The organism is Pontibacter sp. LHS2, assembly GCF_058932845.1.
In genome coordinates, this window is the sequence record NZ_JBZYWG010000004.1 from 373506 (window position 1) to 400424 (window position 26919).

Below are 26919 nucleotides of genomic sequence, written 5' to 3' on the forward strand. Positions count from 1 at the left end.
TACCTGCAAAGGTACCTTTTTCTTGAGAATGTATAAAGTATCTGCTTAATATTTGCGGGATACTACTGTAGCTTTGAATAGTATATCAGTAGCCTTACTGGATTAGCCTCGTTGTTTGTGACAATGGCGCGATAAGGACGCACTTCAGGACGTATTGTAACAGAGCGGTCCTGCTGTGAAGCAGCCGAAACAGCGCCCAGCATCAGTCCGTTGTTTTGCTTAAGACCCATCATAACACCCTGCAGGTAGCTCGTTACGTTCAGGGTATAATAGTCAACACCATTTTTGCGGCTGCTGGCAACCAGCGCTGGGTAACTCGCAGCCAGGGGGTTGATGCCGTCCTGCTGTACGGTGCGTACTGTACCGGTGATGTCTCGCAGAAACTGGTTGTTACTGTTCGTCTCATACATGACCAACTGCGGCGGTCTTGGCAGGTTGTTTGCCGAAGAGGCTGCTTTAACTGGTATGATCAACTCTGCCCGGTTAATAATCAGAGTGCCCGGCAGGTCCTTGAACTTGTCCAGGTAAGGGAAAGTAACCTTGCTTAGCAATTGTGTTCCCGCCTGCACATATGAGTCTCCGCCAGTTTCAGAGGCAGGTATAAAGTCACCGTTTTCCTGAAGTGCCGCCACAGCGGTACCCGTGCGGTCAGATGATATTTGCGTAAAGTAATTGCCCGAACCTAACAGGAAGTTGTGCTGTCTGGCAGTGCCATCAGCTGTTTTATAATGCAGTGTCAGGCTCGTGTTGGTGCTGCCCAATGTTAGGCCTACTATACTTGCATTCTCCCCTTCAGGCACTGTTAATGCAATGCCTTTGAAGAAGTTAAGGAAGCTGGCCTGATTTGTAAAGGCAGTCTGGCCTGACTGGGCCATAAACTCATTAGCGAGTTCGTTGCTCAGCTTTATTCGAAGATACCTTGTCTTTTTGGTCGTTGCTCCTGCTGTTGTTTCAGAGTCTATGCGCGGCAGGAAAGCCTTCGTTCCAACAGGTTCAGAGTTATAAGGAAAAGAAGTGTTCGTAAAGTACGACGTTCTCTCATCAAAAGTACCTGTAACACGGTGCACGTTAACCTGCATCGCTTTCAGCGTATCCGCATACTTAAACGAGTAATCCAGTGAGAGTACCAGCGAATCTGCTGTAGCACCAGCGCCAAAGTTCAGGCTGGTTCCGTTAAGCGACACCTCCGCAATGGTGCTGGCACGCACCTTCCCTAATACGGGATCCACGTATTGGCCCACCAGGGGTGGTTGTGTACGGAACGTGAGAATGGAGTCTCCCTGAAATACAGTTCCGGTCCGGATGGTAACAGTGTCAATGAACTCTGTTCCTATCAGGTTTTCGTCCTGTAGTTCAAGTCCAATATCTTTTGGGTCTTCGCAGGCTGTAAGAGCGGCAAATGAAAAGAAGAAAAAGAATAATCTCCTAACGGCTGAGTTCATTATATAGGTTGAAGTATGAATCACACAGGTTGTCGTCGGCACTGATGGTGTTGATGTTCTTGTTTGTCTCCACAAACTCGTTGAACAGGGCGTTGATGTTCTCGCCAAAGTTCTCGTTTGTCTTGATCACAGAGTCAGCATACTCCATGCCTACCTTGATAAAGCTGTCCAGATCGGCTTCCTGCAAAGAGGCCAGCATGCTGTCATCAATATCAAGCATTTTTACTTTCTCGAGCAGGTCGCCGTTGAACTTATGCTTGTACTCGTGGTTGTAAACCGTAAAGATAGACTTCGAATCCTTAAAGATCGGGTCTTTCTTGTAAGTAGTTTTCAGGTACATCGGGATCAGACCTGTCATCCAATCGTTGCAATGTACGATATCCGGCTGCCAGCCCAGCTTCTTCACTGTTTCAAGGACACCCTTGCAGAAGAAGATGGCACGCTCGTCGTTATCCTGGTGGAAATTGTTGTTCTTATCCACAAAAACGGACTTGCGCTGGAAATAGTCTTCGTTATCGATAAAATATACCTGTAACTTGGCATTCGGGATGGAAGCAACCTTGATAACAAGCGGCTTCTCGTCATCACCCACAGCGATGTTGATGCCCGACAGGCGAACTACTTCATGCAAACGGTTTTTGCGCTCGTTTATTATGCCAAACTTCGGAACAAAGATGCGGATCTCCATGCCTCTTTCCTGCATGCTCTGCGGTAGCGTGTTTAGAAATTCTGCTACTTTAGTGGTTTGGAGGAAAGGAAGGATTTCGGTGGCGGCGTACAGGATTCGCAATTTCGACATGGATATGTAATTAAAAATTTAATAAGCAACAGTAATGGGACGTGCAAAATTAGTATTTTTTATTCTAATTTTCAATTTAATGTTCTATAACCTACTTTTACCGGCTTTTAGCAATTGCATCATTTATACCTATTAATATGGAAGTTATAGAGCAGGTGTCAGCCCTCAGGGCCATTGTGGCGGCGCTGCGTTGCGGCGGTAAGCGCATTGGTTTTGTGCCTACTATGGGCGCCCTGCACGAAGGGCACCTGCAACTGTTGCGCGCCTCGGCCCGCGAGAATGACGTGACGATCTGTAGTGTGTTTGTGAATCCGACTCAATTCAATAACGCCTCTGATTATAAGCTATATCCCCGCACACTCGATCAGGACATCAGCCTGCTGCAGACCGTTGGCTGCGACTACCTGTTTGCCCCGAGTGCAGAGGAGATATACCCACAACAGTCTGTGTTACAGTTTAGTTTCGGGAAGCTTGAAGCCGTGATGGAAGGGGCACACCGCCCTGGGCACTTCAACGGAGTCGCTACTATTGTAAGCAAACTGTTCCATATCGTGCAGCCCCATAAAGCCTATTTCGGACAGAAAGACCTGCAGCAAGTAGCCATCGTGCGACAGTTGGTGCAGACACTGAGCTTTGATCTGGAGCTGGTGTGCCATCCTACCGTGCGAGAAGCCGACGGGCTGGCCATGTCTTCGCGCAACAAGCGCCTTAATGCGACGCAGCGACAGCTGGCTCCGCAGCTTTACAAAGCCCTTCAGCTGGCTAAGCGTGATCTGCAGCAAAAGTCTGTGGTTGCCATTAAAAGCGAGATAGCCCACATTTTAACCCAGGTGGACGAGCTTGAACTGGAGTACTTCGAGATCGTTGATCCGCTCACCCTGCAGCCGTTGCAGGATGTGAGCGGGCAGGAAGAAGTAGCCCTCTGCATAGCTGCTTTTGTGGGGGAGGTGCGCCTGATCGACAACATGCTTGTGAATCTAAAGGAGGCTTGATTTGTTTGGGTCTGTAAAGGCTCAAGAAGATGCTGAGTCGCTGGTAGTTTATCTGCAGCTAATTGCATAACTTTGCGGCCTATTACAAAAATAAACCATGTATATTGAGGTTTTAAAATCCAAAATTCACCGTTGCCGGGTTACACAGGCTGAGTTGCACTATGTGGGAAGCATCACGATTGATGAAGACCTGATGGATGCCGCCAACGTGGTGGAGAATGAGAAAGTACAGATCGTCAACATTAACAACGGCGAGCGTTTTGAAACTTATGTGATTAAGGGTGAGCGCGGTACCGGTACAGTGTGTCTGAACGGACCAGCTGCCCGCAAAGTGCAGGTGGGCGATATCGTGATCGTGATCTCTTACTGCTCTATCAAGTTCGAGGACGCTAAGAGCCACCAACCAACGCTCGTATTCCCTGATCAGCACAACCGATTGGTGTAACGCCACTGCATGAGAAAACTGCTCTCTTTTCTGAAGTACAGCCTGCTTCTGGGGCTTTCCGCATTTCTGATGTGGTATGCCCTCAAAGAGCTTGACTTCGAAAAGCTATGGGCAGAACTTCAAAGCATCAATTACAGCTGGCTGGTACTTTCTTTGGTAATGGGTCTGGCAGCATACCTGAGCCGGGCATACCGTTGGTACATGCAAATAAAGCCAACGGGCTATACCCCTTCTTTTAAGAATACCTACAATGCCATGATGGTGGGCTATGTGGCCAACCTCGTGCTGCCCCGCATGGGTGAGGTGGTGCGCTGCAGCATGCTGCGCCGCAGCGATGGCATACCTGTCAACAAGGCTTTCGGCACAGTGATCGCCGAGCGCATCATCGACATGGTCATGCTGCTCCTTTTTCTGGGGCTCACCTTTCTGCTGGAGGTCAACCGCCTCCGTGATTTTCTTTTCGGTCTTTTCACAGATAAGTACGCCAGCCTGGAGCAGAGCTTCGGGTCGCTATACCTGCTGGTTGTGCTGGTGATGGCAGTAAGCATCGTGTTTTTGGTGCTGGGCCTGCTATACCTGAACAAACTACGACAAAATACTTTCTTTAAAAAAGCAGTCACCTTTGTGCGTGGCATGTTGCAGGGAGTGTTCAGCATCACCAAAATTGAGAATCAGGCTGCTTTCTGGGGGCACACCCTGTTTGTGTGGGCTATGTACTATGGGATGAGCGTGGTGGTATTCTATGCCATACCTGCTACTTCCGGTCTTACACTCGTTGCCGGACTCTCGGTGCTGGTGATCGGATCGCTGGGGATGGCAGCACCAGTGCAGGGCGGGGTAGGGGTATACCACCTCCTCGTGCAAACTGTGCTGCTGCTGTATGGTGTACCCAAGGAGGCAGGTATGGCTTACGCCTTGGTGGCGCATACTTCGCAAACGCTTTTGGTAGTTGCCATGGGAGTCCTTAGTTTTATAGCAGGGATGTTGCAGAAGTCTGCTCTAACTGAGGAGCACACGCCGGCAAACCCATCACTACATGAATTCGAAAGATAAAATCCTATCCCTCCCTGATCTGCAAGAGCTTGTGCAGGCATGGCACAGCCAAGGGCAGAAAATCGTTTTTACCAATGGCTGCTTTGATATTTTGCACCTTGGCCACGTCGACTACCTCGAAAAAGCACGCCAACTTGGCGATAAATTGGTGCTTGGACTTAACACAGACGCGTCAATAAGCCGTATAAAAGGTCCGAGCCGCCCGCTTCAGGACGAAATGTCACGTGCGCGCGTCATGGCATCCCTTTTGTTTGTGGATGCTGTAGTATTGTTCGATGAAGATACGCCGCTGGAACTGATCAAGGCCGTGCAGCCTGATATACTGGTAAAAGGCGACGATTACACCATCGAAAATATAGTGGGGCAGGATGTCGTTACAGCACGTGGGGGCGAGGTGAAAACCGTGCCACTCGTGAAGGGCTACTCCACCACCAACGTTGTTAAGAAAATAGAAAACCGACCAAACCCTTAAAAGCTAAATAGAGAAATGGGAATATATGTGATTGTTATTCTCTTCATGGGTCTCAGCATGTGGGTAAGCTGGAGACTGAAGAGCAAGTTTAAGAAGTACTCTGAAATTCCGTTGCAATCTGGCTACACCGGCCGTGAGATTGCCGAAATGATGCTGGCTGACAATGGCATCCACGATGTGAAAGTAATATCGGTAGCTGGCCGCCTGACGGACCACTACAACCCGGCTGACAAAACTGTGAACTTGAGTGAGTACGTGTACGAGGCACGCAGCGCGGCTGCAGCTGCCGTGGCAGCGCACGAATGCGGTCACGCCGTACAGCATGCCAAAGCGTACAGCTTCCTTAAGTTCCGCTCGGCCATGGTACCCGCGTTGAGTATTGCTTCACGCTACATGCAGTGGATTATCCTGATCGGTATCTTTATGCTGCAGACTACTCCGGTGCCTCTGGCTATTGGGGTGGCACTGTTCGGTCTGACTACCATCTTCAGCTTTGTAACACTGCCTGTGGAGTTTGACGCCAGTAAGCGAGCGCTTGCGTGGATTAGCTCCAACAATATAGTAACACAGCAAGAACTGGCCATGTCGAAAGACGCACTGAAATGGGCAGCCATGACATACGTGGTCGCAGCACTTGGATCGTTGGCTACACTGCTTTACTATGTGTCCTTATTAATGGGCCGTCGAGACTAAGCTGTTCCTGATGCGACTAATAAAATAAACAAAGCGCCATCCGTTCGTTCAGAGTGGATGGCGTTTCTGTTTTGTTGCACTGGTTTGTGCAACAACCTAACAAATATTAGTTAGGCAGGTTATTTAAATATTACCAAATTTCATAGTTTTGTACTATAATCCATTAATTACAGTCCTTTTATATATAAAAGCATGAATTTTCAATTAACTGAAGAACATTTAGCAGTGCAAGCTGCTGCCCGTGAGTTTGCACAAACAGAATTACTACCTGGTGTAATTGAGCGCGATGAGCACCAGAAGTTTCCGGCTGAGCAAATCAAGAAGATGGGAGAGCTTGGCTTTATGGGTATGATGGTAGATCCGAAGTACAACGGTGGTGGTATGGATACCATTTCTTACGTGCTGGCCATGGAGGAAATCTCTAAGGTGGATGCTTCCGCTTCTGTAGTGATGTCGGTGAACAACTCACTGGTATGCTGGGGTCTTGAGAAATACGGCACAGAAGAGCAAAAGCAGAAATACCTGACCCGCCTGGCTACAGGCGAGATCATTGGTGCCTTCTGTCTTTCGGAGCCAGAGGCTGGTTCTGACGCTACTTCACAGCGCACCACTGCCGAAGACAAAGGCGACTACTACCTGCTGAATGGCACCAAAAACTGGATCACAAATGGTAGCACGGCCTCCGTATACTTGGTAATAGCGCAAACTGATCCTGAGAAGAAGCACCGTGGTATCAACGCGTTTATCGTTGAGAAGGACATGGAAGGTTTCCAGGTGGGTCTGAAAGAAAACAAGCTGGGTATCCGTGGCTCTGACACGCACTCGCTGATGTTCACGGATGTGAAAGTGCCTAAAGAAAACCGTATCGGAGAAGATGGCTTCGGCTTCAAGTTCGCGATGTCAACCCTGGCTGGTGGCCGTATCGGTATTGCTTCGCAGGCTTTGGGTATTGCTTCAGGTGCTTATGAGCTGGCTGTGAAGTACTCAAAAGAGCGTAAGGCATTCGGTGTGGAGATTGCTAAACACCAGGCAATCCAATTCAAACTGGCTGACATGGCCACCAACATTGAGGCTGCCCGCATGCTGTGCCTGAAGGCCGCTTATCACAAAGACACACACCAGGATTATGGTATGTCCGGTGCAATGGCGAAGCTTTTTGCATCCAAAGTTGCCATGGACACAACAGTAGAAGCGGTGCAGGTACACGGTGGCTACGGTTTCGTAAAAGAGTACCATGTGGAGCGTTTAATGCGCGATGCCAAAATCACACAAATCTACGAAGGCACTTCTGAGATTCAGAAAATAGTAATTTCAAGAGAATTGTTAAAGTAATTTGGCACTTAAACCTTTGTTATTGTGTTATTTAGGCTAAGGATAGGGTTTATTGAATTAAAATTAAATATTTAAAATATTTTGAATTTTATAAAGATTAGCCTAGCTTTAGGACAAAATATAAGGGTTTATAGTATAAAAGTTAGTTGGTAACACACATGGAAGATTACAATAAGATTATTGAGTCGCTTGGGGTGCGGTTCATTAAAGCGAAAAATCTGGTGTTGCAGCAGCCGTTCTCGGTACGCAACTACTACGACGTAGGCAACAACCTGATTCTGCTTCATAAAGGTACAATTTTCTTTGGTGAGGAGGAACAGATGGTAGAAGAGGGCGAACTGCTCTTCATACCGGGTGGACGTAGCACAAAGGTAACCTATGGTTCCGGCGATGGCAGATCCATTACAAACGATGATCTGATCACCAACAGAGAAAAGTTCTTTAAGAGCAACAACGACCTCGACCTGATCGGCGACGCGGAAGAGAGCCACAGCTATGTGAGCTTCGAAGCCAAGGTGTTCGATTCAGTTAACTTCTTTGCATCACTTGACCTGCCTGCGTTCCTGATCTCAGGAAACAATAAGCTGGCTAACCTGGTGATCAAGGTAGTGGAAGAAAGCATGCAAGACTTGCCAGGCAAGGAGCGCTTGATCAGCATCTACACTGAGAACATCGTGGTAGAGATCGTGCGTCACATCCTGCGCAACAAAATGTTTGTGGAGCAACTGGCAACCAACAGCACATACTTCAAAGACCCTCGCCTCATCGACCTGTTCAACTACATCAAGGAGAACTTAGGTGGCGACCTTTCTAACAAAGTGCTATCTAACGTTGCCAACGTGTCTGAAGATTATGTAGGCCAGTACTTCAAAATGCTGACAGGCATCAACCCTCAGGACTATATTGAGTACCAGCGCATGGAGCGTGCTGTGTTCCTGCTTCGCACAACGAAGAAGAGCATCCGCGAAATCGGTAAGGATGTGGGCTACAAAGATACAGCTTACTTCTGCCGTCGCTTCAAGATGATGTTTGGTATACCTGCCGGTAAGATGCGTCGTCGCGAATCAGCGATGAACATCTAAGGCTAGATTATAAGAAGCTACAGTATGAGAGACCTCGGCCAAAAAGCCGGGGTTTTTTTCTATGTGGTTACCTACCACGATCACATCAGCACCAGCCTCCAACGCTGCTTTTGCCTTTGCAGCCGTGTTGATGCCTCCCCCTACAATAATAGGTACATCCACCGACTGGCGCACAGCCTTAATCATATCTGCACTGATAGGCTGTAGGGCACCGCTGCCTCCGTCCAGGTAAATATAACGCAAACCCAGCAACTCACCAGCCATGGCGGTGCAAGCGGCAATAGCCGGTTTATCATAAGGTATAGGAGTCGTGCCGCTCATGTAAGAAGCGGTGGTCTGGCGGCCTGTGTCTACGAGCATGTAGCCGGTAGGGTATACCTGCAGTTCGCTGGCTTTCAGGATAGGGGCCGAAACCACATGCTGGCCGATCAGAAAATCAGGGTTGCGGCCCGAAATAAGGGAAAGAAGTAAAATGCCGTCGGCCTGTTTGTCGATGTGCAGGCTGTTGCTTGGGAAGATAATGACAGGTATAGTGCTGTTCTCTTTGATGAGTTTGATGATGGCGGCCTGGTTGTCAGTGGTGATGAGGCTGCCGCCTACAAAGAAAAAATCTACCTGATGAGTTTCGCTCAGAGAGAGCAGGTTCAGGCAGGAAGCTTCGTCCAGGTTATCGGGGTCGATCAGGAGGGCGAAGTGCTTTCTGCCTGTTTCATGCTGTCTGTTACAAAGGTTGTTGAATGGCATCCTCTTCTGGAATGGTATAAGCAATGGTTTCTACTTCAGTCACCTCAATGGGTGCTGCTGCAATATCGTTATTTTTAGAAACAGTGCTTAAGTATTCCTCTACCTTTTTAGTAAGGTATACAAGGAGCAGGGCCATAACCTGTTGGCTGATCACCTGCATTAGGTCCGAATTGACGAAGCTTTTGGACACGCCGGTTTGCTGCTGCGATTGGTGTGGCATGCGCTCTGATGACAAGGTATAGTCGTCCTCTTGTTCATGTACAAAGGAGTTATAACCTGCCACGTCTGTATTACTTGCGGTGTAGCTGTCTTCCTGGTCGTACGCATACCTGTTAAAGCCAAGTGCGTCCGTATCCTTATCATGGGACTTTGAACTCTTTAGAGCCTTTTTGTTCTTCAGCTTTTTAATTTTTTTTTTACCGCCGCCGAACATGCTTTTGAGCAGGAGTCCGGCTACCAGCACACCACCAGCAATGGCGACTTTTTTACCGATCTGCTGGCTCTGCGTCTTTATCTGATCCACATCACCCATGAGCGCGTTCTTGTACTCTTCTTTTTGACGTTCCAGAAGTTCGCGCTCGCTGTCGAACAGGGGGTTGTTAGTCTCGCTCATATTTGTTTCTCTCGTTTGTCAGTCTTATAAATAGTGTTGTCAAATGTTTTGTCAGCCACGCCCTGGAAAGCTTTCTTGTCAAGGCCTACCAGCAGAACCACCAATACTGCCACATAAAAAAGCGCAATGATACCGAAGCCCCAGAAAGAGCTGTCAAGCAGGTGATTGAGTAAGAGACCCAGAAAAATGCTCACAAAAAGTACGCTCATCAGGCCAAAGAAACCAAGCAGTACCACATGTAGTAAACTTACGAAAGAGGCTTTTAGCTTCTCTTGTATTTCGAGGCGTATAATATCTATGCGGGTATCGATATACCCCATCAGGTTATCGATGAGGTTCGTGCTTTTTTCTCTTGTGCCGTTGTCGTTCATATTGCCCAGCTTTTTTAGTGCTTTTACTGTATACGGTAGTACATTAAAATATTTACGGAAGATACCATCAGTTCAAGTTGTAGTACGGAATTTGCTGTATCTTGTCCGTGTTTACTTAACTTAAGTATCACTTTTTTGTTACATTAGCCTCTTTGGATCATAACCTATATAGCATATTGGGCGTGAGCCCCACGGCTTCGGCGCAGGAGATCAAGCTAGCCTATAAGCGGCTGGCTTTGAAGTATCACCCTGACCGCAACCCGGGCGATGCACGTGCCGAGGAATTATTCAAGGTGGTTAATTCAGCCTACCAAACCTTGTCAGATCCCGGTAAACGGGCGCGCTATGACATGCGCCTGCAGTACCTGCGTGAACAGCGGCAGGCCATCCGGCAGCACCAGCCGCAGCATAATGCCCGCTACCGCCAGACACGGCCACCGGCGTCGGTATCGGAGCGGCACTATCAGAATATTCCCCGCCGTGAAGGGCGTCGTTTCGTGCGCAAGGACCTGTATATCACACTTGGCTTTTTCGCTTTCATGTTTGTGTTCAGCGTGCTCCTGAAGTCTACCATGGACTATATCACAGGAGAGGACAGGTATAAGACCGCCCTTAGTTACATTGAGCATGGTAAGTATAGCAGTGCCCACAGTCTGCTGACCGATGCCATTTACTTCCGGCCGAAGCATGCCGATGCTTACCTGACAAGGGCGAGCATTTCGATGAACGTATATGAAAACTACCGATCGGCTGTGGAAGACCTGAACCAGGTGATTGCACTGCAGGACAGACCCTCTGCGGAGGTGTTTATGATGCGGGGCAAGAGCTTCGCCAAGCTGGAAAAGTACGATGAGGCTGAAAGGGATTTTGGTATCGCGCTGACGCTTGACAGTACCTTACACACGGCACAATTAGAGCGGGGAGAGGTGCGCTTATTTTACCTGCAGAAATTTGAGCCAGCCATAGCCGATTTCACCAACTTTCTGCGGCATAATTCCAAAGGCGAGTCATGGGCAAATGCCTTGACTTTCCGCGGCTTTGGGTACTATAAAACAGGAGATTTTGCCGCCTCGGAGGCAGATTATCGCAAGGTGCTGCAGGCTGATAATGCCAATGGTCGTGTGTTTTACCTGCTTGGCCGCACCGAGCTGGAGCAGGCGCAGCCCGATTCTGCCTGCACGCACTTCAACGAAGCCTATCGCCTGGGTTACTCCGCTGCTCTACTGGAGCTACGGGCTAATTGTCGCTAGTAGTACTTTAGCAACTTTTTCTGCATCTTTTCACTATCCCAGGACTGTCCTCCCAAGTAGATTTCCTTCACCTCACCACTTGGGTTCAGGATGTATGTGGTTGGGTATACTGTCAGCTGTTGACTGGCCAGCGGCGTGTTGGCTTTGAGGTAAGTAAAGGTATAGGGCTGGCGGCTTCGGAATTTCAGCAGTTTTTCAAGCTCCTCATCGGATACCGTGACCACAGCTATTTTGTCTGGGTATAGCTGCTGCAGGCGGTCCATCGAGGGCATCTCTTCAATACAGGGCTTGCACCAGGTGGCCCATACGTTCAGCACCACTACTCTTCCTTTGTACTTGTCAAGAGATGCCGACTCACCTTGCAGACTGGTAAGCTGCAGTGCCTGCCAGTTTACACGCTGGGGCACTGTTTGGTTGAGCATATAAAAGGCGAACACGGCAATAATGCCTGTCACGGCAAAGCCCACTATATAAGCGGCCCAGAAGGTTCGTCGTCGGGTCATGCGTTTAAAACTGTATGTTCTGGATGAAAAACATATAGATAAGAGCCAGGATGAGCACCGTGCCGATGCCGGCGGCCATACCTGCGAAAATAGCGCTCCAGAAGATTTTTTTCATGGCGGCAATAAGTGTTGCAACAGCTAAGGTACTAAAATGCAAGGATAATTGCAGGCTGAAAACATTTTAGGCAACCAGGGGCTTATTATGAAGTATAGTAGGGCAGTAGAAACGAGAAGGGCATAAAAACAAAAAACCCTTACCGGTTAGGGTAAGGGTTTAAGCTGGTGGTGATGATTGGAATCGAACCAACGACACATGGATTTTCAGTCCATTGCTCTACCAACTGAGCTACATCACCAGCTCCATTGTGCCCCCCTCTTCCGAAAGGGTATGCAAAAGTAGTAACCAAAATTGAAGACGCAAACTTTCCGGCAAAAATATTTTAAAAAAGTGGCCTTGTATACGTTTATTCTCACTATTCTGCTATCTTTATCTACGAATTGGTATGTATAACGAATAATTCACCGTGATTCAACTCGAGAACATTATCTTTCTAATAGTAGCAGGCCTGGGCATTGGTCTATTTGTGTGGCAGATCCGCAAGATTCGTAAGAACATCCTGATGGGGCGTGACATTGATCTGAGCGACAATCCGTCGGAGCGTATCAACAAGACCTTGCTGGTGGCTTTTGGGCAGCAGAAGATGTTTAAGCGCATGCTCCCGGCTGTGCTACACCTTTTTGTGTATGTGGGCTTCCTGGTGATCAACATCGAGGTGATCGAAATCCTGATCGATGGGGTTTTTGCCACGCACCGTGTCCTGGCTTTCCTGGGACCGCTTTACAGCGCCCTGATGTTTATCAACGAGGTATTGGCCGCGCTTGTAATCGTAGCCTGTGTGATTTTCCTTTGGAGACGAAACGTAACTAAGGTGCCGCGCCTGGCAAGTGGCGTAGAGATGCGCGCCTGGCCGAAGCTAGACGCCAACTTTATCCTGGTGACAGAGATCGTATTGATGTTTGCGCTCTTTACCTTCAACATTGCCGGTCTGAAACTCGTGCAACTGGAGGGCGGTGAAGTAGCGGGCAGCTATCCGATCAGCCAAATGTTCGTCAACATCTTTGGCGATGACCCGACTAGCCTGCACATCATTGAGCGTGTCGGTTGGTGGTTCCACATTATCGGTATCCTGGCCTTCATGAACTACCTGCCGAGCTCGAAGCACTTCCATATCATCATGGCCTTCCCGAACGTGTATTACTCCAAGCTGTTGCCAAAGGGTAAGTTTACAACCAATCCGGCTATCACGCATGAGATCAAGGCCATGCTGGATCCAAGCTACCAGCCACCAGCTCCGGAAATGGATGCTGAAGGTAACCCAATCGTGCAGCGCTTTGGTGCCAAGGACGTGGAAGACCTGACCTGGAAACAGCTGATGGACTCCTATACCTGTACAGAGTGTGGTCGTTGTACCTCGGTGTGCCCGGCCAACCTAACCGGTAAACTGCTTTCTCCGCGTAAGATCGTGATGGATACACGCGATCGCATGGAAGAGAAAGGGGAGCACCCGGCCATCTTTGCGCCGAATCATTACAAAGAGTTGGGTGTGGAGCGTGTTGAAACTACTGACGAGAAAACATTGCTGCGTGGCTACATCACCCCAGAGGAACTGTGGGCTTGTACTACCTGCAATGCCTGTGTGGAATCCTGCCCGGTGAACATTGACCAGCTGTCCACGATCATGGACCTGCGTCGCTACCTGGTGCTCGAAGAATCGGCAGCCCCAGCCTCGGTAAACGCCATGTTCACCAACATCGAAAACAACGGCGCCCCGTGGGCCTTCTCACCGTCCGACCGCTTCAACTGGGCGGAGGACCTGTATGTGCCTTCTAAAAATTAATTGCTCACTGCTTATTGTTAATTGCTTATATGTTGACTGTTATGATTGATTGTGACGCCTAATTTCGGGAAAGCTTAGGGCCTTTGACAAGGTATAGCAAAACCTATAGGAGCGTAGAAACAGCAATCATCACTTAACGATCAACGATTCATACCCTACCAGATGGAAGAGAATAAAAGACTAGTGAAAGTGCCAACCATGGCGGAAATGGCAGCGAATGGAGAAGAGCCGGAAGTGCTGTTCTGGGTTGGTTGTGCCGGTTCGTTTGACGATCGTTACAAACGCGTAACACGTTCCTTTGTACAGATATTAGAGCATGTGGGTGTAAAGTATGCCGTATTAGGTACTGAAGAAAGCTGCACAGGCGAACCTGCCAAGCGAGCTGGCAACGAATTCCTGTTCCAGATGCAGGCCATTACCAACATCGAGGTACTGAACGCCTATAATATCAAGAAGATCGTGACGGCTTGTCCGCACTGCTTCAACACGCTGAAGAACGAATACCCAGACCTGGGAGGTAACTACGAAGTGATTCATCACTCTACTTTCCTGCAACAGCTTATCAACGAAGGCAAAGTGAAGGTGCAAGGCGGTGAGGCTTTCAAAGGGCAGCGCATCACGTTCCATGACTCTTGCTACCTGGGTCGTGCCAACGACATTTATGAAGCACCGCGCGACGTACTGGCCGCTCTGGACGCCGACCTGGTAGAAATGAAGCGCAGCCGTGCCAACGGACTTTGCTGCGGTGCCGGTGGTGCCCAGATGTTCAAAGAGCCAGAGCCAGGCAACAAAGACATCAACATCGAACGTACGGAAGAAGCATTGGCCACACTGGGTACCGGCAGTGGTGTGATTGCAACAGCCTGCCCATTCTGCATGGTGATGATGAGCGACGGCGTGAAGAACAAGGAGCAGGAAGAAAGCGTAAAAGTTTTTGACATTGCCGAGCTGATCGCACAGGCAGAGGGGTTGAGTAAGTAACCATCCAAAAATTAAAAATGTATATTCCTTTTGACCAATTGCCACCGCATGCCCGGCTCTGGATTTACCAGGCTGACAGGGCTTTGACGGAGGCAGAGCAGGAAGAAATAAAACCAATGCTGGAGCGTTTTGCTACTGACTGGAGCAGTCATGGCAAGGGGCTACAGGCATCGGCCAGCCTATTGCACGACCGCTTTTTGGTATTGGCCAATAATGAAACCGTAGCCTCAGCCAGTGGCTGCTCTATTGATAAGTCCGTGGCCTTTGTGCGGGAACTAGAGCAGCGCTTTGATATTTCGTTTTTCGATCGTACCCGACTGGCTTTCCTGAAGGACGGAGAGATGCAGGTGGTGGGTATGAACGAGTTAAAAAACAAAGTAGCTGCCGGCGAAATTGACGGACAGACCTTATATTTTGATACATTGGTAAATAATTATGGAGAGTTGCAAGATGCCTGGCCCCGGCCGGCGCAGCAGAGTTGGCTCTCCAGGTATTTTTAGATCCGCTAATCCAAAACCTACCCTCATGCAGCAAACGCTATCGACCAAGTCAGTGGCCCAATACCTGAAGTTTACAGCAGCCATTCTGCTGCTGGCAGTGGTGCTTAGCTCCTGTGGGGCAGGCATGTACCTCAGTAAGGCTGATAAGCGCTTCGAAGAAGAGCAGTATGAGCGGGCCATCGAGTACTACAAGCAGGCGCTGAAAGGGGCGAATAATGTTGGCGAGATCAACTACCGTATAGCTGAGGCCTACCGCTTGTCGAACCGACTGGCCGAGGCTGAGACTTACTACAAAGCCGCACTTGACAACAACTACCGCAAGGAGGAGGGCTTCTTCTATTACGGCATGGCACTGAAGGCCAATGGCAAGTACGAAGCCGCTTTGGGTCAGATGCAGGACTACGCCCGCATCGGCAGCAAGCAGGAGCTCAAAACACTGGCTCTGCGCGAAGTGGAAACCCTGAGCCAGTTAAGCGGCATCCTGAAGAAGAACACAGGCTTTGAGATCTACAACCTGGAAGCACTGAATACAGAAGGCTCTGACTTTGCCCCTTTTGTGCGCGGCAACGAACTGGTTTTCTCGTCTACACGCGGACCGGGCAAAACGTACCAGGGCAATGGCGAAGGCTTTATCAACCTGTATGCCACGACGCTGGGCGACTCGGCCAATATGGGCGCTGCAGTGCGTAAGCTGGAAGGTATAAACACCGATGATCTGCACGAAGCGCTGGCTACGTTTGCTGACGAAGGTAACACAATGGTATTTGCACGTGGCAACGAAGGCACCAAGAAAGGCCGTCGTAACGTGGACCTGTTCATTTCGTTCTACCGCTCCAACGCCTGGACCGAGCCGAAATTGCTGAGCATAAATGACCCGCGTGCATGGGATTCATCTCCGGCTTTCTCACCTGATGGCAGAACGCTCTACTTTTCATCTGACCGCCGTGGCGGACTAGGTGGTAATGACATTTACAAATCAACCATCGATGACAACGGCCGCTTCTCGGCACCTGAGAACCTGGGCCCGGACATCAACACACCGGGCAACGAGAGCTATGTGTATGTAGGCCCGGATGGTACTTTATACATTGCATCTGACGGACTACCAGGTTTGGGCGGGCTCGATGTATTCAAGATAGAAGAAGGCAAGCCCGTGAACATGGGCGTGCCGGTTAACTCTAGCGGCGACGATTTTGGTATCTTCTTTCAGGATGCTTTCACAGGGTATATCTCTTCTAATCGTGAAGGTGGCAAAGGAGGGGACGATATCTACGCCATTGCCAGATCAGCCCGCAAGCTGGTTAACTTCTTTGTAGACGGAACGGTATACCAGCGTCGCGAGAAAGACAAGCAGCCGACGGTGGTGCCAAACATACCGGTAGTACTACAGGATAACCGCGGACAGAAAATAGCGGAAACCACTGCCGATGAAGAAGGAAAGTTCTCTTTTGCACTTGACAGTGCTTCTACTTACTCTTTACTCGCTGAAAAAGCAGGTTTTTTCGCGGCCCGCCAGCGTGTGAGCACCGTGGGTAAAATGCCGCCACAGAACCAGCTGCCAAACGAAGTAAACGAGGTGCGCCTCACCGCTGACCTGCTACTGACTGAGATAGTGAAAGAGAAAGCCATCGTGCTCGAGAATATCTTCTACGACTTTGACAAAGCTGACATCAGACCAGACGCTGCTGAGGAGCTGGACAAGCTGGTGCAGATACTGGTGGACAATCCGCGCATCTCCATCGAGCTGAGCTCACACACGGACTCCCGCGGTAACGATGCTTACAATCAAGACCTTTCACAGCGTCGTGCGCAGTCGGCCGTGAACTACATCATCTCGAAAGGTATAGACAAGTCGCGCATTACGGCCAGGGGCTATGGCGAGAGCCGCCCGGTAGTGCGCAATGCCAAGACAGAGGAAGAGCATCAGCGCAACCGCCGCACCGAGTTCAAGGTGGTGCGCATTCAGGAATAATAGGTATAAGGTGTAGCGCTATACCTTACCAATAACAGCATCGGCGACTATAGTCTTGCACTGTAGTCGCCGATGCTGTTTTATACCTGTGCTAAGCCTAACGGAAGGTGTACTTGAGACCGAGGCCAATATTGCTGGAATTGTTCAGGTTGACATATGCTGGCGTCGAGTGCCCATAGCGGACAAAGGTTGACCTGTAGTCCAGTGAAATGGCCAAAGGGATTTTCTTTAAAGAATATTCAACGCCAAAAGAAGCAATGCCTACGGGGTTGGTATAAGAGGCAGGTCCATCATAGTATCCTGGCATAGGGTTATTAGTCCGCAGCAGACCAACACCTATACCTGCGTAAGGCCTGAAACGATCTGAGGTGGCGAGTTTCGGTTGCCAGATATAGCTGAGGGAAGCCAGGAAGTAACGCGATTCAAAGTTCAGGTTTGAGAAAGCTTCCAATGCCGATTGTTTTCCAATAAAATACTTGGCAGTTACCCCCAAGTCAGTGCCAGTTGGTCCGGCTATAGCGTAGCGTATACCTATGGCTACCTTGTAGGGAGCCGTTACCTGCGGCTTTATCTGCAACGAATCCTGCGCCTGCATTGCACCAACAAAGCACAGGCTGAAGGATAAAATCAAGAGTATCTTCTTCATAAGTTTTAAGTTTGTTTATATAGAGGAGTCAATATATTATGGAATGGTTGCAAGGTATAGCGTCTGTTTTCCTTAATGGCCTACAGCGTATACTAGTTGCCTGTGAGGTGACAGAGAGCTCATTCCTCCAGTATTTTTGCCGCTACACCCTTTTTTAAAGGACTGCTTTTGCCGTATATACCAAGGCCTTTCTTAAATTTGTAGAGCAAGTAAGACCAAGCACTATGGAAAATAGATACCTCCGCCGTGGCGTGTCCGCCTCAAAGGAAGACGTACACAATGCCATTAAGAACATAGACAAAGGGCTTTTCCCGAAAGCATTCTGCAAGATCATCCCCGACATCCTGACCGGAGACCCGGAATATTGCGCCATCATGCACGCCGACGGTGCCGGTACAAAGTCAGCCTTAGCCTACATGTACTGGAAAGAAACCGGCGACCTGAGCGTATGGAAAGGTATAGCGCAAGACGCCGTGGTGATGAACACCGACGACCTAATGTGTGTGGGCGCCACCGATAACATTTTGCTTTCTTCCACCATTGGCCGCAACAAGAATCTTATACCTGGCGAAGTGATTGGCGCCATCATCAACGGCACTGAAGAGGTGCTGCAGATGCTCCGCGACAACGGCATCGGCATTTACAGTACCGGCGGAGAGACAGCCGACGTGGGCGATCTGGTGCGTACCATCATCGTGGACAGCACCGTGACGGCCCGCATGCGCCGCGACGAAGTGATCTCAAACGACAACATACAAGCCGGCGATGTGATCGTGGGTTTTGCCTCGCATGGGCAAGCCACGTACGAAGATGAGTACAACGGCGGCATGGGTAGTAACGGCCTTACCTCCGCCCGCCACGATGTGTTCCATTCTTACCTGTCGGCTTCTTACCCGGAGAGTTATGACCCGGAGCTGCCAAAAGACTTGGTGTACTCGGGCAATTATCGCCTGACGGATGTAGAGCCTGAGACAGGTATGGAAGTAGGGAAGCTGGTGCTTTCGCCGACGCGTACCTATGCGCCGATCGTGAAAGCTATTCTGGAACAGCACCGCCCGCACATACACGGCATGGTGCATTGCAGTGGCGGCGCCCAGACCAAAGTGCTGCACTTTACTGACAAGGTACACATCATTAAAGACAACCTCTTTCCAGTGCCGCCCCTGTTCCGCATCATACAGGAGCAGAGCCACACCGACTGGAAAGAAATGTACAAGGTTTTCAACATGGGCCACCGCCTCGAGATATACCTGCCGGAGCAATATGCCCAAAGCCTGATCGATATTTCAAAGTCATTTGGGGTAGAAGCGCAGATTGTAGGTCATGTAGAAGCCAGTGAGCGCAATGAGTTGACGATTAAAAGCGACAAAGGGAAGTTTTATTACGAAGGGTAAAATTCGTATAACTTATGAAGAGAAACCACAGGTATAGCGCCTGTGGTTTTTTGTTTTATAGGGGCAACGATTAGCGTTTCTATAAATAGGCTAGGTGAAATTTAGAGATAGACTAATTCATTCAAAATATAGTTATATATTAAGAATGTAATTCTTGCGCTATACCTATATGAAAACATGCCTTAACCTTTTATGGATTTTCTTACTAATTCCATCTTTTGCTTTTGCCAATGAAGTAGATACAGCGAAAGTGCGCGAAAGCAAATTTTATATAGGTATAGGACTAACAACTATTACCTACCACATCTATTATAAAGATCCCTCACCAGCGGGACACCTGACTTCGGGCTATTTTACCCCCGTCTCTTTGCTCGTCGGGTATAAAATGAATGACAGGGTTCGTGTACAAACAGGAGTAGGCTATGGAGGCAGCGGCGATAAAGCAGAGTGGTCGCCTAATTATCGGGCTACTGATACGCTAAAGTATAGAGCGACTTCCCGTACTCATGTGTTCTCAATACCTGTTACAGTACAAATAGACCTATTCAAAGCTTTCAGGCGCGTTCCTTTATATGGTACGGTGTCAGCTATAACAGCTTACGGGAGCACCAAGAGCAGCATGACAGAAACACTACATGGTGTGCCCAGCACAGCTTACTCAAAGGATAAGGGAGTGAATGTTTTCCTGATGGCAGGCTTGGGGACTAACTACAAAATCAGTAAACGCTTCAGCGGTTATACGGAGCTGTTTCTTTTTAAGAGGAATCTGATGGGCGACAACTCCTTTGATTATGACTGGGAAGCTTACTCGCCTTGGGGACGTCGCCTTTTCAAGTCATTTGCTTTTGGTGTAAATTATCAGCTGTAGATAAGGCACGTCTTTAAATTAAAACCCACAGGTATAGTGCCTGTGCTTTTTTCTTATATCTATGCCTGCAATTCAACAAATCCCCGCATACAAACCCTACCGCACTTTAGTTCCACAAACTGGCACAATAATTGGCTTGGCGAAAGTATACGCTAAAACCTATAAGCCATGAAAAAGCTTCTACTTCCGCTTCTGTTTGTGCTGTTGGCGCTGCCGGCTTTTGCACAACCTACCGTCGTGACCTTTACTACCCACCGGGGCGAACTCTTCCAGATGGCGCTGGATGGACGCGTGATTAACCGCTCGGCTTCTAATTTTGTGCGCATCACCCACCTGCGGCCTGGCAACCACTATGTGGAGTTCAGGATTAGAGGCCGCCATGGCATTTACAGGACAGGTATAAATGTGTTTGCCCGCGCCGGCTTTGAGACAAACTATGCTGTGCGGGTGTCTGGCCGCAGGGTAAGTCTGCGCGTAATCAGCGAAATACCGCTGGGTCCGCCGCCAGTAGTGGTAGTGCCGCCGCGCTACCCTGACCGATATGAGCCAGTTCCTCCACGCTACGAGCCAGTGCCACCTCGCTTTGAAGAGCCTGCCAATGACTGCCGCAACCTCCTGGACCGCTATGACGTGGACCGCCTGATCGACGCTATGAAAGGCCGTGACTTTGAGAGCACCCGCCTTACTATCGCCCGCGAGGCCGTACGCAACGGCAGCATCCTGTCAGAGGACCTGCGGAATGTACTGTTACAATTCGAGTTTGAGAGCACCCGCCTGGAGTTTGCCAAGTTCGCTTACGACAACGTGTGCGACAAAGAGCGCTTCTACTACATATACGATATCTTCAAGTTCGACCACCATGTGCGGGAACTGGAGGAGTATACCAGCCGGAGAAGGTGAGTTAAGTTAGAGAGTTAAAAAGTTGATGTTTGTGTTGAGAGCAGTGTGGGGTTTTCCTGCGCTGCTCTTTTTTTGCTAAGGTATAGACAGGATCAACGTGTGATGCACTTATCGAGTTTATAGCAGTAGATTTTTCCTAGAGGGAGCAAGAGGGAGGTATAGCCAGTCTCAGACTAGCTTTTAATCTGCTGTGGCAGGTAGCCAAAATGTTTCTTGAAAGCCGATGTGAAGTGTGCGGCATACTTATACCCCAGCAGCGCAGCAATATCACCTATCTTATGGTCGCCTTGCAGAAGCATTTCTTTTGCCTGCTCCATTCTATAATTGTTCAGGTAGCCGAATACGGTAGTGCCGAACACCTGCTTAAAGTGTTTTTTGAGGTAATACTCGTTGGTGCCCACTAAATGAGCCAGCTCTACCAACGAGTGCGGATCCTCCAGGTTCTGCAGCAGGATGTCGCGGGCATGGTACATCTTCTCAACATCTGTCTCCTTCATTTTAAACTGCAAGGGCGTGCTGCTCGCTTGTTCGCCCTGCTCCAGCTGCAGCATCAGGATCTCCACCACTTTTGCCTCCAGAAACATACGCTTGTAGTGGCCTGCATGCGGGCAGTTGAGCAATTCATAAAGGAGCGTCCTAACCCGGGGAGTTATTGAGAGGTTCGTCTTGCAGAGTTTGCCGGGTTTGAGAGAAGTCAGGCATTCCTGCAACCGCAATGCGGCAGGGGAGCTATCCTTGAGGTAACGTAGCAGAAAAGACTTCGACAGATTAATAATGATGACTTCCAGCTGCTCCTCGGGCTCTACCTTTTTCTGCACAGGCTGATCGCCAAAGTACAGCAGGTTGTGTTGCTGATGATCGAACCGGGCAAATATGCGATTGTCTGTAGTTGAGGTAACCGCACAGCGGCAGCGCAGCGAAAAGTGCATCTGCACAAAGTCCTGGCAGTTTTGGTAGGTGAGTACCTTTATACCTTTCAACTCGCACTGGGTATAGCCGAAATAGATATCCTCAAAGTAAAACTCACGGAGCTGGCCGTTTCCTTCGCAACAGCTTCTATTAGAGAAAGCCCGCTCCTTTTCTATCAGGGTATCATTGGCACCACTTAACAGGGTATGATAATAAGCTGCATGCTCAGGTCCGGAAGTGCTTAAATCTTGCTCCATAATTTTCCCTTATATGATATAAGAATTCCCGCACTTGTAAGTGGAAGTGCTCAGCAGGTTATACTTTTGCGCAAGTTAAATTTATTTAGACTATTTCTAAATAGCAAACAGCAAAATATTACGGCTTAACCCGAAGGAAAGAAAAATCTTTCATAGAGCCCTCAACAAAACGTTAACCTCAGCACAATAAGACATGTTAAAAAATTTACTGCTATGTATGCTCTTGCTAGTAACTGCCATGGGAGCCAATGCCCAGGAGCTTCAGGTACTCGGGCAGGTAGTAGAACAAACCACAGGCACTGCGCTGCCAGGCGTGACAGTACGCGTAAAAGATACGAACCAGGCTACTACAACAAATAGTGAAGGTGAGTTCAAGCTGAAAGCCGCCGAAGGGCAGGTGCTGGTATTCTCATACATTGGTTTTGCTTCCCGTGAGCTGCCCGTAAATGGTGACGCGGGCTCCATGCAGGTACAGCTTCAGTCTGGCAACACCCAACTGTCAGAGGTAGTGGTAACAGGTGCCTTGGGTATAAAGCGGCCCGCCCGTGAGTTGGGTACGGCCAGTGCGCAAGTTAACTCTGCTGAACTGAATCAGGCTAAGATCGTGAACCCAATACTTGGACTGGCCAGTAAGGTGTCAGGCCTACGCGTCAACATGTTCGACAGCAAAGTAGACCCGGATGTGCAGGTGAACCTGCGCGGTATACGCTCCCACACGGGCAATAACGCCCCGCTCTATGTAGTAGACGGTGTACCTATACCTGACATCAACCGCCTCAACCCGAATGACATCGAAAGCATCAACGTGCTCAAGGGCGCTAACGCAGCAGCTCTATACGGTTCTGACGGTGTGAATGGTGTACTGATGATTACCACTAAGAAGGGTCGTGCAGGCATGCAGCGCATCAATTTCTCCAATACCACCACTTTTGAAATGATCTCCCGCCTGCCGGAGCAGCAGACAGAGTTCGGGCAAGGGCTGAACGGCATCTACGATCCGCTGCAGTACCAGTCCTGGGGTCCTCGTTTCGATGGGGAGATGCGTCCGGTTGGTCCTGTGCTGCCAGATGGTAGCCAATGGCAGCTGCCTTACAGCGCCAACCCGGATGGCAGAAAGGCTTTCTTTAATACCGGGATTACGACGCAGAACGACCTGTCTTTTTCAGGCGGCGACGACCGATCCACCTATTACTTCTCGCTGCAGGATGTGCTGGTAAAAGGCATTATCGAAGGAGACAAGAACAGACGCTCAGGCGCACGCTTCAACGGATCGCGCTCGTTCGGAAAACTGAGCACCAGCTATAATGTCAACTACGTGTTCAATAAGAGTGACGTGACGCAGAGTGAGCCATGGTCCACGGTATACCGCCTCCCGGCGAGCCTGCCTTTCGCCGACCTGAAAGATTGGGAAAGCAACCTGTTCGTGAACCCTAATTACTGGTTCAGTACTAACCAGCCTAACCCATACTTCAACGCTGCCAACCAGCGCACTGTAAACGATCAGCAGACCCTGACCGGAAACATCGAGCTCAATTACGAAATAGCTCCCTGGATCAATGCCATTTACCGTTTGGGACTCTATAACCGTAACACCGACACTCGCACGACGGTGGGCAAATATACCTACACTACACCGGGCCGCACGAACATACCGGGCAACGTGAACGATGCTTCCCAGACGTTCAGAAGAATCAACAGCGATTTCATTCTTGACATGCACAAAGACTTCGGCAAGTTCAGTACCCGCTTGCTGTTGGGCAACAACGTACGCACCGACGATAGCAAGGCTGTCAACCTGAGCGCCTCGGCGCTGGTAGTACCTGGCCTGTTTAACCAGGACAACCGCCTGGGGCAGCTGGGTGGCAGGTCCAACATCAGCCAGAGAAGACAAGTGGCAGGCTTCGGAGAGTTTACCGCAGGCTACAACAACTACCTGTTCCTGACGTTGACCGGTCGCCAGGAAGCTGTGTCCGTGTTGAGCCCTGAGAACCGCAACTACTTTTACCCGGGTGTGAGTTCGTCTTTTGTTTTCAGCGATGCGATCTCTTCACTCAAGAACAACAATACCTTATCATACGGCAAGGTATACGCTTCTTATAACAAGACTGGCAACGTAGTAGTAGACCCATACCAGCTGCAGAATGTGTATGCGCAAAGCAATGGCTTCCCTTACGGTAACCTGCCGGGCTTTAGCCTAGGCACCTCTGATGCCAACCCGAACCTGAAGCCGGAGTTTGTGACCTCCTTTGAAGTGGGTACGCAGCTGAGCTTCTTCCAGAACCGCCTGAACCTGGAGGCCGCCTATGTGGATGCCAAAACAACAGACGGTACCATTCTGGCTGATATTTCCGCCGGATCCGGTTTCACTTCAGCTTGGGTGAATGCCTTTAAAGCAAGCAATAAGATCATCGAGCTCAACCTGAACGGCGACGTGATTCAGCGCGGGTACCTGGTATGGAACGTAGGCGCCAACCTGACGCATATCAAGAGTGAAGTGCAGGAGATTTATGGTGGCATCGATCAGCTGTTCCACTTCCGTCAGAATTACCTGATCGTGGGCAAACCTTACAACAGCTACCTGTTCACCGACTACAAGCGCGACCCACAGGGCAGAATAATTGTAAACCCGGCCACAGGAAACCCGGTGAGTGGTTCAGAGCTTTATTATGGAGGTACCGGTACGCCGCCTTATCAGATAGGCCTCAACACCAACCTGCAGTACAAAGGTCTGCAGTTGGGCGCGCAGTTTGACTGGCGCATGGGTGCCGTGGTATACACCGAGGCTGCTGCCCGCATGATATCAGACGGTACCAGCCCGCTTACCACACAGTATGGACGCGAACCATTCGTGATTCCGAACTCTGTGATTGAGACCTCACCGGGCGTGTTCACACCAAACACCGAGATCCAGACCAAAGGCGATCGCAACTACTGGGCAAACCACTATGCGACGGTGCAGTCAAACTATGCCGTAAGCGCCGACTTCTTCAAAATGAGAGAGTTGAGCCTGAGCTATACCTTGCCAACTAACTGGCTGGACAATCAGAATCTGGTGAAAGAGGCGACGATCGGTTTTGTGGGGCGCAACCTGTTCTCTATCTGGGCAAAAGACAACATCTACAACGATCCGGAGTTTGTTTACGCCGGTGGAAGCAGCGAAGGCTACATGAGCTGGCGACACCTGCCACCGGCCAGATCATTCGGCTTCAATGTAAATGTGGTATTCTAAATAACATCATCCTTCATACTTAGTGATATGAAAAAAGTATTATCTCTACTCCTGATAGTATTGGCGGGTACAACCTTTACCGCCTGCGATAGCTTCCTGGATACAAATGTGAACCCCAATGCTCCGGTCGATGTGCCGGTAGAACAAAAACTGCCTAATGCGCTTGTGAAGACAGTAAACCTCGAAACAGGTGCCTTAAACCAATTAGGCGCCGTGTGGGTAGGCTACTGGGCCAAAGCTACTGACGGACCCAGCAATACCTCTTTGTTCAGACTAGAGGAGACTTACGGTGTGGAAGCCATGTCCTTTGACCGCGACGGCCGCCCGATCTGGGAAGACAGCTACACTACGCTGGTGAACTACAAAGACATCGAGAACAGTGCCGCAGCCACCGGCGACCTGGCGTATGTAGGTATAACGAAGATCATGCAAGGCTGGCATTTCATGCGCCTCGTAGACCTCTACAACAACGTGCCGTTCTCGGAAGCACTGCAGGGCAGCACCAACGTGACCCCAAAGTACGAAGACGGACAGGCGGTATATGAAGGAGCCATCAACCTGATCACAGCAGGCATACAAGATATAAAAGCCGCAACTGCTCTGTCTAAAAAGCCAGTAACCGACGACGTTATTTTCAAAGGCAACCTGACACTCTGGGTGAAGTTTGCCAACACCATTAAGTTGAGAGCCCTGCTTCGTCAGTCTGAAGCCGGTAGAGAAGGCTACATCAACGACGAACTGGCCAAGATCAAGCAGGAGGGAAGCGGCTTCCTGGGTGCCGGCGAGAGTGCTATGGTGAACCCGGGTTACCAGATCACGGCAGGTATGCAGAACCCTTTCTGGGACGCTTACTACCGAAACCAGGCCGGAGCTCTTACGACAGGCTATAATACCCTGCGCCCGACAGCTTATGTGGTACAGCAGTACAAGGAACGCAACGACCCGCGTCTGCCGAAACTCTACCGCAGTGTAGCAGGCGATTATGTAGGCGTGCCACTGGGCGCGACGAGTGCAGACTTTACTATGGCGAAAACCTCGGCTTTGCTGGGGCCAAATGAAAACGGAAACCAGCCGGCGGGTTTATTGAAGAGCGCCCAGCAGCCATCTGTGCTTCTGTCTTCCTTTGAGAGCTTGTTCCTGCAGGCCGAAGCAGCTGAAAGAGGCTGGCTGACCGGTGCGCAGCTGCTTTATGAGGAAGCCATCAAAGAGTCTTTCAAATACATGAATGTGCCTGCCTCCGAATTTACTGTTTACAATGCGCAACCATCTGTTAACTTTGCTTTGGCATCGAATAAAATAGAGCGCATCATCGAGCAGAAGTGGTTGGCCCTGAACAGCATCAGCAGCATCGAAATCTGGAATGACTACAGAAGACTGAACTACCTGAGCAAACTTCCGCAGTCGTTGCAAAGTCCGTCTGCCGACCCTGATTTCAGACCGCGCCGACTGACCTACCGCCAGTCGGAGGTATACACCAACAGCGAGGAAATAGCGAAGCAGGGTGCCATCGATCCTTTCCGCTCGAGAGTGTTTTGGAATAAGTAAATAGATTGAAAATAGAAATAGTACCTACC

At 49.6% G+C, this 26919-nt stretch carries 25 protein-coding genes and 1 tRNA gene; 17 read left to right on the forward strand and 9 right to left on the reverse strand.

Going from position 1 to position 26919, the window contains the following annotated elements:
* Positions 1–62: 62 nt before the first annotated feature.
* Positions 63–1442 carry a DUF4270 domain-containing protein gene (locus AC5FX6_RS19530; protein ID WP_493598642.1) on the reverse strand — a complete coding sequence of 460 codons (1380 nt, stop codon included), beginning with the start codon at positions 1440–1442 and terminating at the stop codon, positions 63–65.
* The gene (locus AC5FX6_RS19535) at positions 1426–2241 is read right to left on the reverse strand and encodes a glycogen/starch synthase (protein ID WP_493598643.1); all 816 of its coding nucleotides are present in this window, start codon (positions 2239–2241) and stop codon (positions 1426–1428) included. Before AC5FX6_RS19535 ends, AC5FX6_RS19530 begins: the two co-directional genes overlap by 17 nt.
* Positions 2242–2378: 137 nt before the next feature.
* On the opposite strand from AC5FX6_RS19535, the gene panC reads away from it, so the two are divergent.
* The 7 genes from panC (at position 2379) to AC5FX6_RS19570 (ending at position 8310) form a co-directional block, all read left to right on the forward strand.
* Positions 2379–3233: a pantoate--beta-alanine ligase gene (gene panC, locus AC5FX6_RS19540; protein WP_493598644.1), complete on the forward strand. Its 855-nt coding sequence runs from the start codon at positions 2379–2381 to the stop codon at positions 3231–3233.
* Positions 3234–3330: 97 nt separating this feature from the next.
* Positions 3331–3678: an aspartate 1-decarboxylase gene (gene panD, locus AC5FX6_RS19545; protein WP_116545020.1), complete on the forward strand. Its 348-nt coding sequence runs from the start codon at positions 3331–3333 to the stop codon at positions 3676–3678.
* A gap of 9 nt (positions 3679–3687) precedes the next feature.
* The gene (locus AC5FX6_RS19550; protein ID WP_493598645.1) at positions 3688–4731 is read left to right on the forward strand and encodes a lysylphosphatidylglycerol synthase transmembrane domain-containing protein; all 1044 of its coding nucleotides are present in this window, start codon (positions 3688–3690) and stop codon (positions 4729–4731) included.
* Positions 4715–5203 carry a D-glycero-beta-D-manno-heptose 1-phosphate adenylyltransferase gene (rfaE2, locus tag AC5FX6_RS19555; RefSeq protein ID WP_493598646.1) on the forward strand — a complete coding sequence of 163 codons (489 nt, stop codon included), beginning with the start codon at positions 4715–4717 and terminating at the stop codon, positions 5201–5203. The genes AC5FX6_RS19550 and rfaE2 overlap by 17 nt, the downstream gene beginning before the upstream one ends.
* Before the next feature lie 15 nt (positions 5204–5218).
* The gene (locus tag AC5FX6_RS19560; protein ID WP_493598647.1) at positions 5219–5896 is read left to right on the forward strand and encodes a zinc metallopeptidase; all 678 of its coding nucleotides are present in this window, start codon (positions 5219–5221) and stop codon (positions 5894–5896) included.
* 192 nt (positions 5897–6088) lie between these two features.
* Complete coding sequence (locus AC5FX6_RS19565) at positions 6089–7228, forward strand: acyl-CoA dehydrogenase (RefSeq protein WP_493598648.1); 1140 nt, start codon at positions 6089–6091, stop codon at positions 7226–7228.
* A 158-nt stretch (positions 7229–7386) separates the two neighbouring features.
* A complete protein-coding gene (locus AC5FX6_RS19570) occupies positions 7387–8310 on the forward strand; it encodes an AraC family transcriptional regulator (protein WP_076421288.1) in 924 nt (307 codons plus the stop codon).
* Here AC5FX6_RS19570 and AC5FX6_RS19575 read toward each other — a convergent pair.
* From AC5FX6_RS19575 to AC5FX6_RS19585, 3 genes are read right to left on the reverse strand one after another with little or no spacing between them, the layout of a single operon-like run.
* A complete protein-coding gene (locus AC5FX6_RS19575) occupies positions 8293–9054 on the reverse strand; it encodes a phosphoglycerol geranylgeranyltransferase (protein ID WP_493598649.1) in 762 nt (253 codons plus the stop codon). The two genes, AC5FX6_RS19570 and AC5FX6_RS19575, sit on opposite strands and share 18 nt — an antisense overlap.
* Positions 9032–9667: a hypothetical protein gene (locus AC5FX6_RS19580; RefSeq protein ID WP_493598650.1), complete on the reverse strand. Its 636-nt coding sequence runs from the start codon at positions 9665–9667 to the stop codon at positions 9032–9034. The genes AC5FX6_RS19575 and AC5FX6_RS19580 overlap by 23 nt, the downstream gene beginning before the upstream one ends.
* Positions 9664–10038: a phage holin family protein gene (locus AC5FX6_RS19585; RefSeq protein WP_493598651.1), complete on the reverse strand. Its 375-nt coding sequence runs from the start codon at positions 10036–10038 to the stop codon at positions 9664–9666. Before AC5FX6_RS19585 ends, AC5FX6_RS19580 begins: the two co-directional genes overlap by 4 nt.
* 152 nt (positions 10039–10190) lie before the next feature.
* Here AC5FX6_RS19585 and AC5FX6_RS19590 point away from each other — a divergent pair, with 152 nt between their 5' ends.
* Positions 10191–11288: a tetratricopeptide repeat protein gene (locus AC5FX6_RS19590; RefSeq protein WP_493598652.1), complete on the forward strand. Its 1098-nt coding sequence runs from the start codon at positions 10191–10193 to the stop codon at positions 11286–11288.
* On the opposite strand, the gene AC5FX6_RS19595 is transcribed toward AC5FX6_RS19590, so the two are convergent.
* Entirely contained in the window at positions 11285–11791 is a 507-nt protein-coding gene (locus tag AC5FX6_RS19595) for a TlpA family protein disulfide reductase (protein WP_493598653.1), read from the reverse strand. The genes AC5FX6_RS19590 and AC5FX6_RS19595 overlap by 4 nt on opposite strands.
* A gap of 280 nt (positions 11792–12071) precedes the next feature.
* A tRNA-Phe gene (locus AC5FX6_RS19600) sits at positions 12072–12147 on the reverse strand.
* Between the two features lie 168 nt (positions 12148–12315).
* Here AC5FX6_RS19600 and AC5FX6_RS19605 point away from each other — a divergent pair.
* The 4 genes from AC5FX6_RS19605 (at position 12316) to AC5FX6_RS19620 (ending at position 17142) form a co-directional block, all read left to right on the forward strand.
* Positions 12316–13689, forward strand: a complete 1374-nt coding sequence (locus tag AC5FX6_RS19605) for a 4Fe-4S dicluster domain-containing protein (RefSeq protein WP_493598654.1) — start codon at positions 12316–12318, stop codon at positions 13687–13689.
* A 162-nt stretch (positions 13690–13851) separates the two neighbouring features.
* The gene (locus tag AC5FX6_RS19610) at positions 13852–14670 is read left to right on the forward strand and encodes a (Fe-S)-binding protein (RefSeq protein WP_299984094.1); all 819 of its coding nucleotides are present in this window, start codon (positions 13852–13854) and stop codon (positions 14668–14670) included.
* A 17-nt stretch (positions 14671–14687) separates the two neighbouring features.
* Positions 14688–15170, forward strand: a complete 483-nt coding sequence (locus AC5FX6_RS19615; RefSeq protein WP_493598655.1) for a hypothetical protein — start codon at positions 14688–14690, stop codon at positions 15168–15170.
* Positions 15171–15195: 25 nt separating this feature from the next.
* Positions 15196–17142, forward strand: coding sequence for a CHU_0125 family OmpA-like outer membrane integrity protein (locus AC5FX6_RS19620; RefSeq protein WP_493598656.1), 1947 nt, complete (start codon positions 15196–15198; stop codon positions 17140–17142).
* A gap of 97 nt (positions 17143–17239) precedes the next feature.
* Here AC5FX6_RS19620 and AC5FX6_RS19625 read toward each other — a convergent pair whose 3' ends face one another.
* Positions 17240–17788 carry a hypothetical protein gene (locus AC5FX6_RS19625; RefSeq protein WP_493598657.1) on the reverse strand — a complete coding sequence of 183 codons (549 nt, stop codon included), beginning with the start codon at positions 17786–17788 and terminating at the stop codon, positions 17240–17242.
* A gap of 224 nt (positions 17789–18012) precedes the next feature.
* Between AC5FX6_RS19625 and AC5FX6_RS19630 the strand changes: the two genes are divergently transcribed.
* The 3 genes from AC5FX6_RS19630 (at position 18013) to AC5FX6_RS19640 (ending at position 20950) form a co-directional block, all read left to right on the forward strand.
* Positions 18013–19182, forward strand: a complete 1170-nt coding sequence (locus tag AC5FX6_RS19630; protein WP_493598658.1) for an AIR synthase related protein — start codon at positions 18013–18015, stop codon at positions 19180–19182.
* A gap of 169 nt (positions 19183–19351) precedes the next feature.
* Positions 19352–20050: an outer membrane beta-barrel protein gene (locus tag AC5FX6_RS19635; protein WP_493598659.1), complete on the forward strand. Its 699-nt coding sequence runs from the start codon at positions 19352–19354 to the stop codon at positions 20048–20050.
* A 168-nt stretch (positions 20051–20218) separates the two neighbouring features.
* Positions 20219–20950 (forward strand): proline and serine-rich protein 1 family protein, encoded by a 732-nt coding sequence (locus AC5FX6_RS19640; RefSeq protein ID WP_493598660.1) that lies wholly within the window; start codon positions 20219–20221, stop codon positions 20948–20950.
* Positions 20951–21123: 173 nt separating this feature from the next.
* Here AC5FX6_RS19640 and AC5FX6_RS19645 read toward each other — a convergent pair whose 3' ends face one another.
* Complete coding sequence (locus tag AC5FX6_RS19645; RefSeq protein ID WP_493598661.1) at positions 21124–22116, reverse strand: helix-turn-helix domain-containing protein; 993 nt, start codon at positions 22114–22116, stop codon at positions 21124–21126.
* Between the two features lie 217 nt (positions 22117–22333).
* Here AC5FX6_RS19645 and AC5FX6_RS19650 point away from each other — a divergent pair, with 217 nt between their 5' ends.
* Both AC5FX6_RS19650 and AC5FX6_RS19655 read left to right on the forward strand, forming a co-directional pair.
* On the forward strand, positions 22334–25345 hold the full coding sequence (locus tag AC5FX6_RS19650) for a SusC/RagA family TonB-linked outer membrane protein (RefSeq protein ID WP_493598662.1): 3012 nt from the start codon (positions 22334–22336) through the stop codon (positions 25343–25345).
* Between the two features lie 27 nt (positions 25346–25372).
* Complete coding sequence (locus AC5FX6_RS19655) at positions 25373–26890, forward strand: SusD/RagB family nutrient-binding outer membrane lipoprotein (protein WP_493598663.1); 1518 nt, start codon at positions 25373–25375, stop codon at positions 26888–26890.
* The last annotated feature ends 29 nt before the right edge of the window (positions 26891–26919 follow it).

Excerpts from the sequence above, each read along its gene's own strand:
- AC5FX6_RS19645 (WP_493598661.1), bottom strand. The coding sequence starts at position 22,116 with ATGGAGCAAGATTTAAGCACTTCCGGACCTGAGCATGCAGCTTATTAT.
- AC5FX6_RS19655 (WP_493598663.1), top strand. The coding sequence starts at position 25,373 with ATGAAAAAAGTATTATCTCTACTCCTGATAGTATTGGCGGGTACAACC.
- AC5FX6_RS19535 (WP_493598643.1), bottom strand. The coding sequence starts at position 2,241 with ATGTCGAAATTGCGAATCCTGTACGCCGCCACCGAAATCCTTCCTTTC.
- AC5FX6_RS19575 (WP_493598649.1), bottom strand. The coding sequence starts at position 9,054 with ATGCCATTCAACAACCTTTGTAACAGACAGCATGAAACAGGCAGAAAG.
- rfaE2 (WP_493598646.1), top strand. The coding sequence starts at position 4,715 with ATGAATTCGAAAGATAAAATCCTATCCCTCCCTGATCTGCAAGAGCTT.
- AC5FX6_RS19595 (WP_493598653.1), bottom strand. The coding sequence starts at position 11,791 with ATGACCCGACGACGAACCTTCTGGGCCGCTTATATAGTGGGCTTTGCC.
- AC5FX6_RS19565 (WP_493598648.1), top strand. The coding sequence starts at position 6,089 with ATGAATTTTCAATTAACTGAAGAACATTTAGCAGTGCAAGCTGCTGCC.
- AC5FX6_RS19630 (WP_493598658.1), top strand. The coding sequence starts at position 18,013 with ATGGAAAATAGATACCTCCGCCGTGGCGTGTCCGCCTCAAAGGAAGAC.
- panC (WP_493598644.1), top strand. The coding sequence starts at position 2,379 with ATGGAAGTTATAGAGCAGGTGTCAGCCCTCAGGGCCATTGTGGCGGCG.
- panD (WP_116545020.1), top strand. The coding sequence starts at position 3,331 with ATGTATATTGAGGTTTTAAAATCCAAAATTCACCGTTGCCGGGTTACA.
- AC5FX6_RS19640 (WP_493598660.1), top strand. The coding sequence starts at position 20,219 with ATGAAAAAGCTTCTACTTCCGCTTCTGTTTGTGCTGTTGGCGCTGCCG.
- AC5FX6_RS19620 (WP_493598656.1), top strand. The coding sequence starts at position 15,196 with ATGCAGCAAACGCTATCGACCAAGTCAGTGGCCCAATACCTGAAGTTT.
- AC5FX6_RS19610 (WP_299984094.1), top strand. The coding sequence starts at position 13,852 with ATGGAAGAGAATAAAAGACTAGTGAAAGTGCCAACCATGGCGGAAATG.
- AC5FX6_RS19580 (WP_493598650.1), bottom strand. The coding sequence starts at position 9,667 with ATGAGCGAGACTAACAACCCCCTGTTCGACAGCGAGCGCGAACTTCTG.
- AC5FX6_RS19560 (WP_493598647.1), top strand. The coding sequence starts at position 5,219 with ATGGGAATATATGTGATTGTTATTCTCTTCATGGGTCTCAGCATGTGG.
- AC5FX6_RS19570 (WP_076421288.1), top strand. The coding sequence starts at position 7,387 with ATGGAAGATTACAATAAGATTATTGAGTCGCTTGGGGTGCGGTTCATT.
- AC5FX6_RS19550 (WP_493598645.1), top strand. The coding sequence starts at position 3,688 with ATGAGAAAACTGCTCTCTTTTCTGAAGTACAGCCTGCTTCTGGGGCTT.
- AC5FX6_RS19625 (WP_493598657.1), bottom strand. The coding sequence starts at position 17,788 with ATGAAGAAGATACTCTTGATTTTATCCTTCAGCCTGTGCTTTGTTGGT.
- AC5FX6_RS19530 (WP_493598642.1), bottom strand. The coding sequence starts at position 1,442 with ATGAACTCAGCCGTTAGGAGATTATTCTTTTTCTTCTTTTCATTTGCC.
- AC5FX6_RS19635 (WP_493598659.1), top strand. The coding sequence starts at position 19,352 with ATGAAAACATGCCTTAACCTTTTATGGATTTTCTTACTAATTCCATCT.
- AC5FX6_RS19615 (WP_493598655.1), top strand. The coding sequence starts at position 14,688 with ATGTATATTCCTTTTGACCAATTGCCACCGCATGCCCGGCTCTGGATT.
- AC5FX6_RS19585 (WP_493598651.1), bottom strand. The coding sequence starts at position 10,038 with ATGAACGACAACGGCACAAGAGAAAAAAGCACGAACCTCATCGATAAC.
- AC5FX6_RS19650 (WP_493598662.1), top strand. The coding sequence starts at position 22,334 with ATGCTCTTGCTAGTAACTGCCATGGGAGCCAATGCCCAGGAGCTTCAG.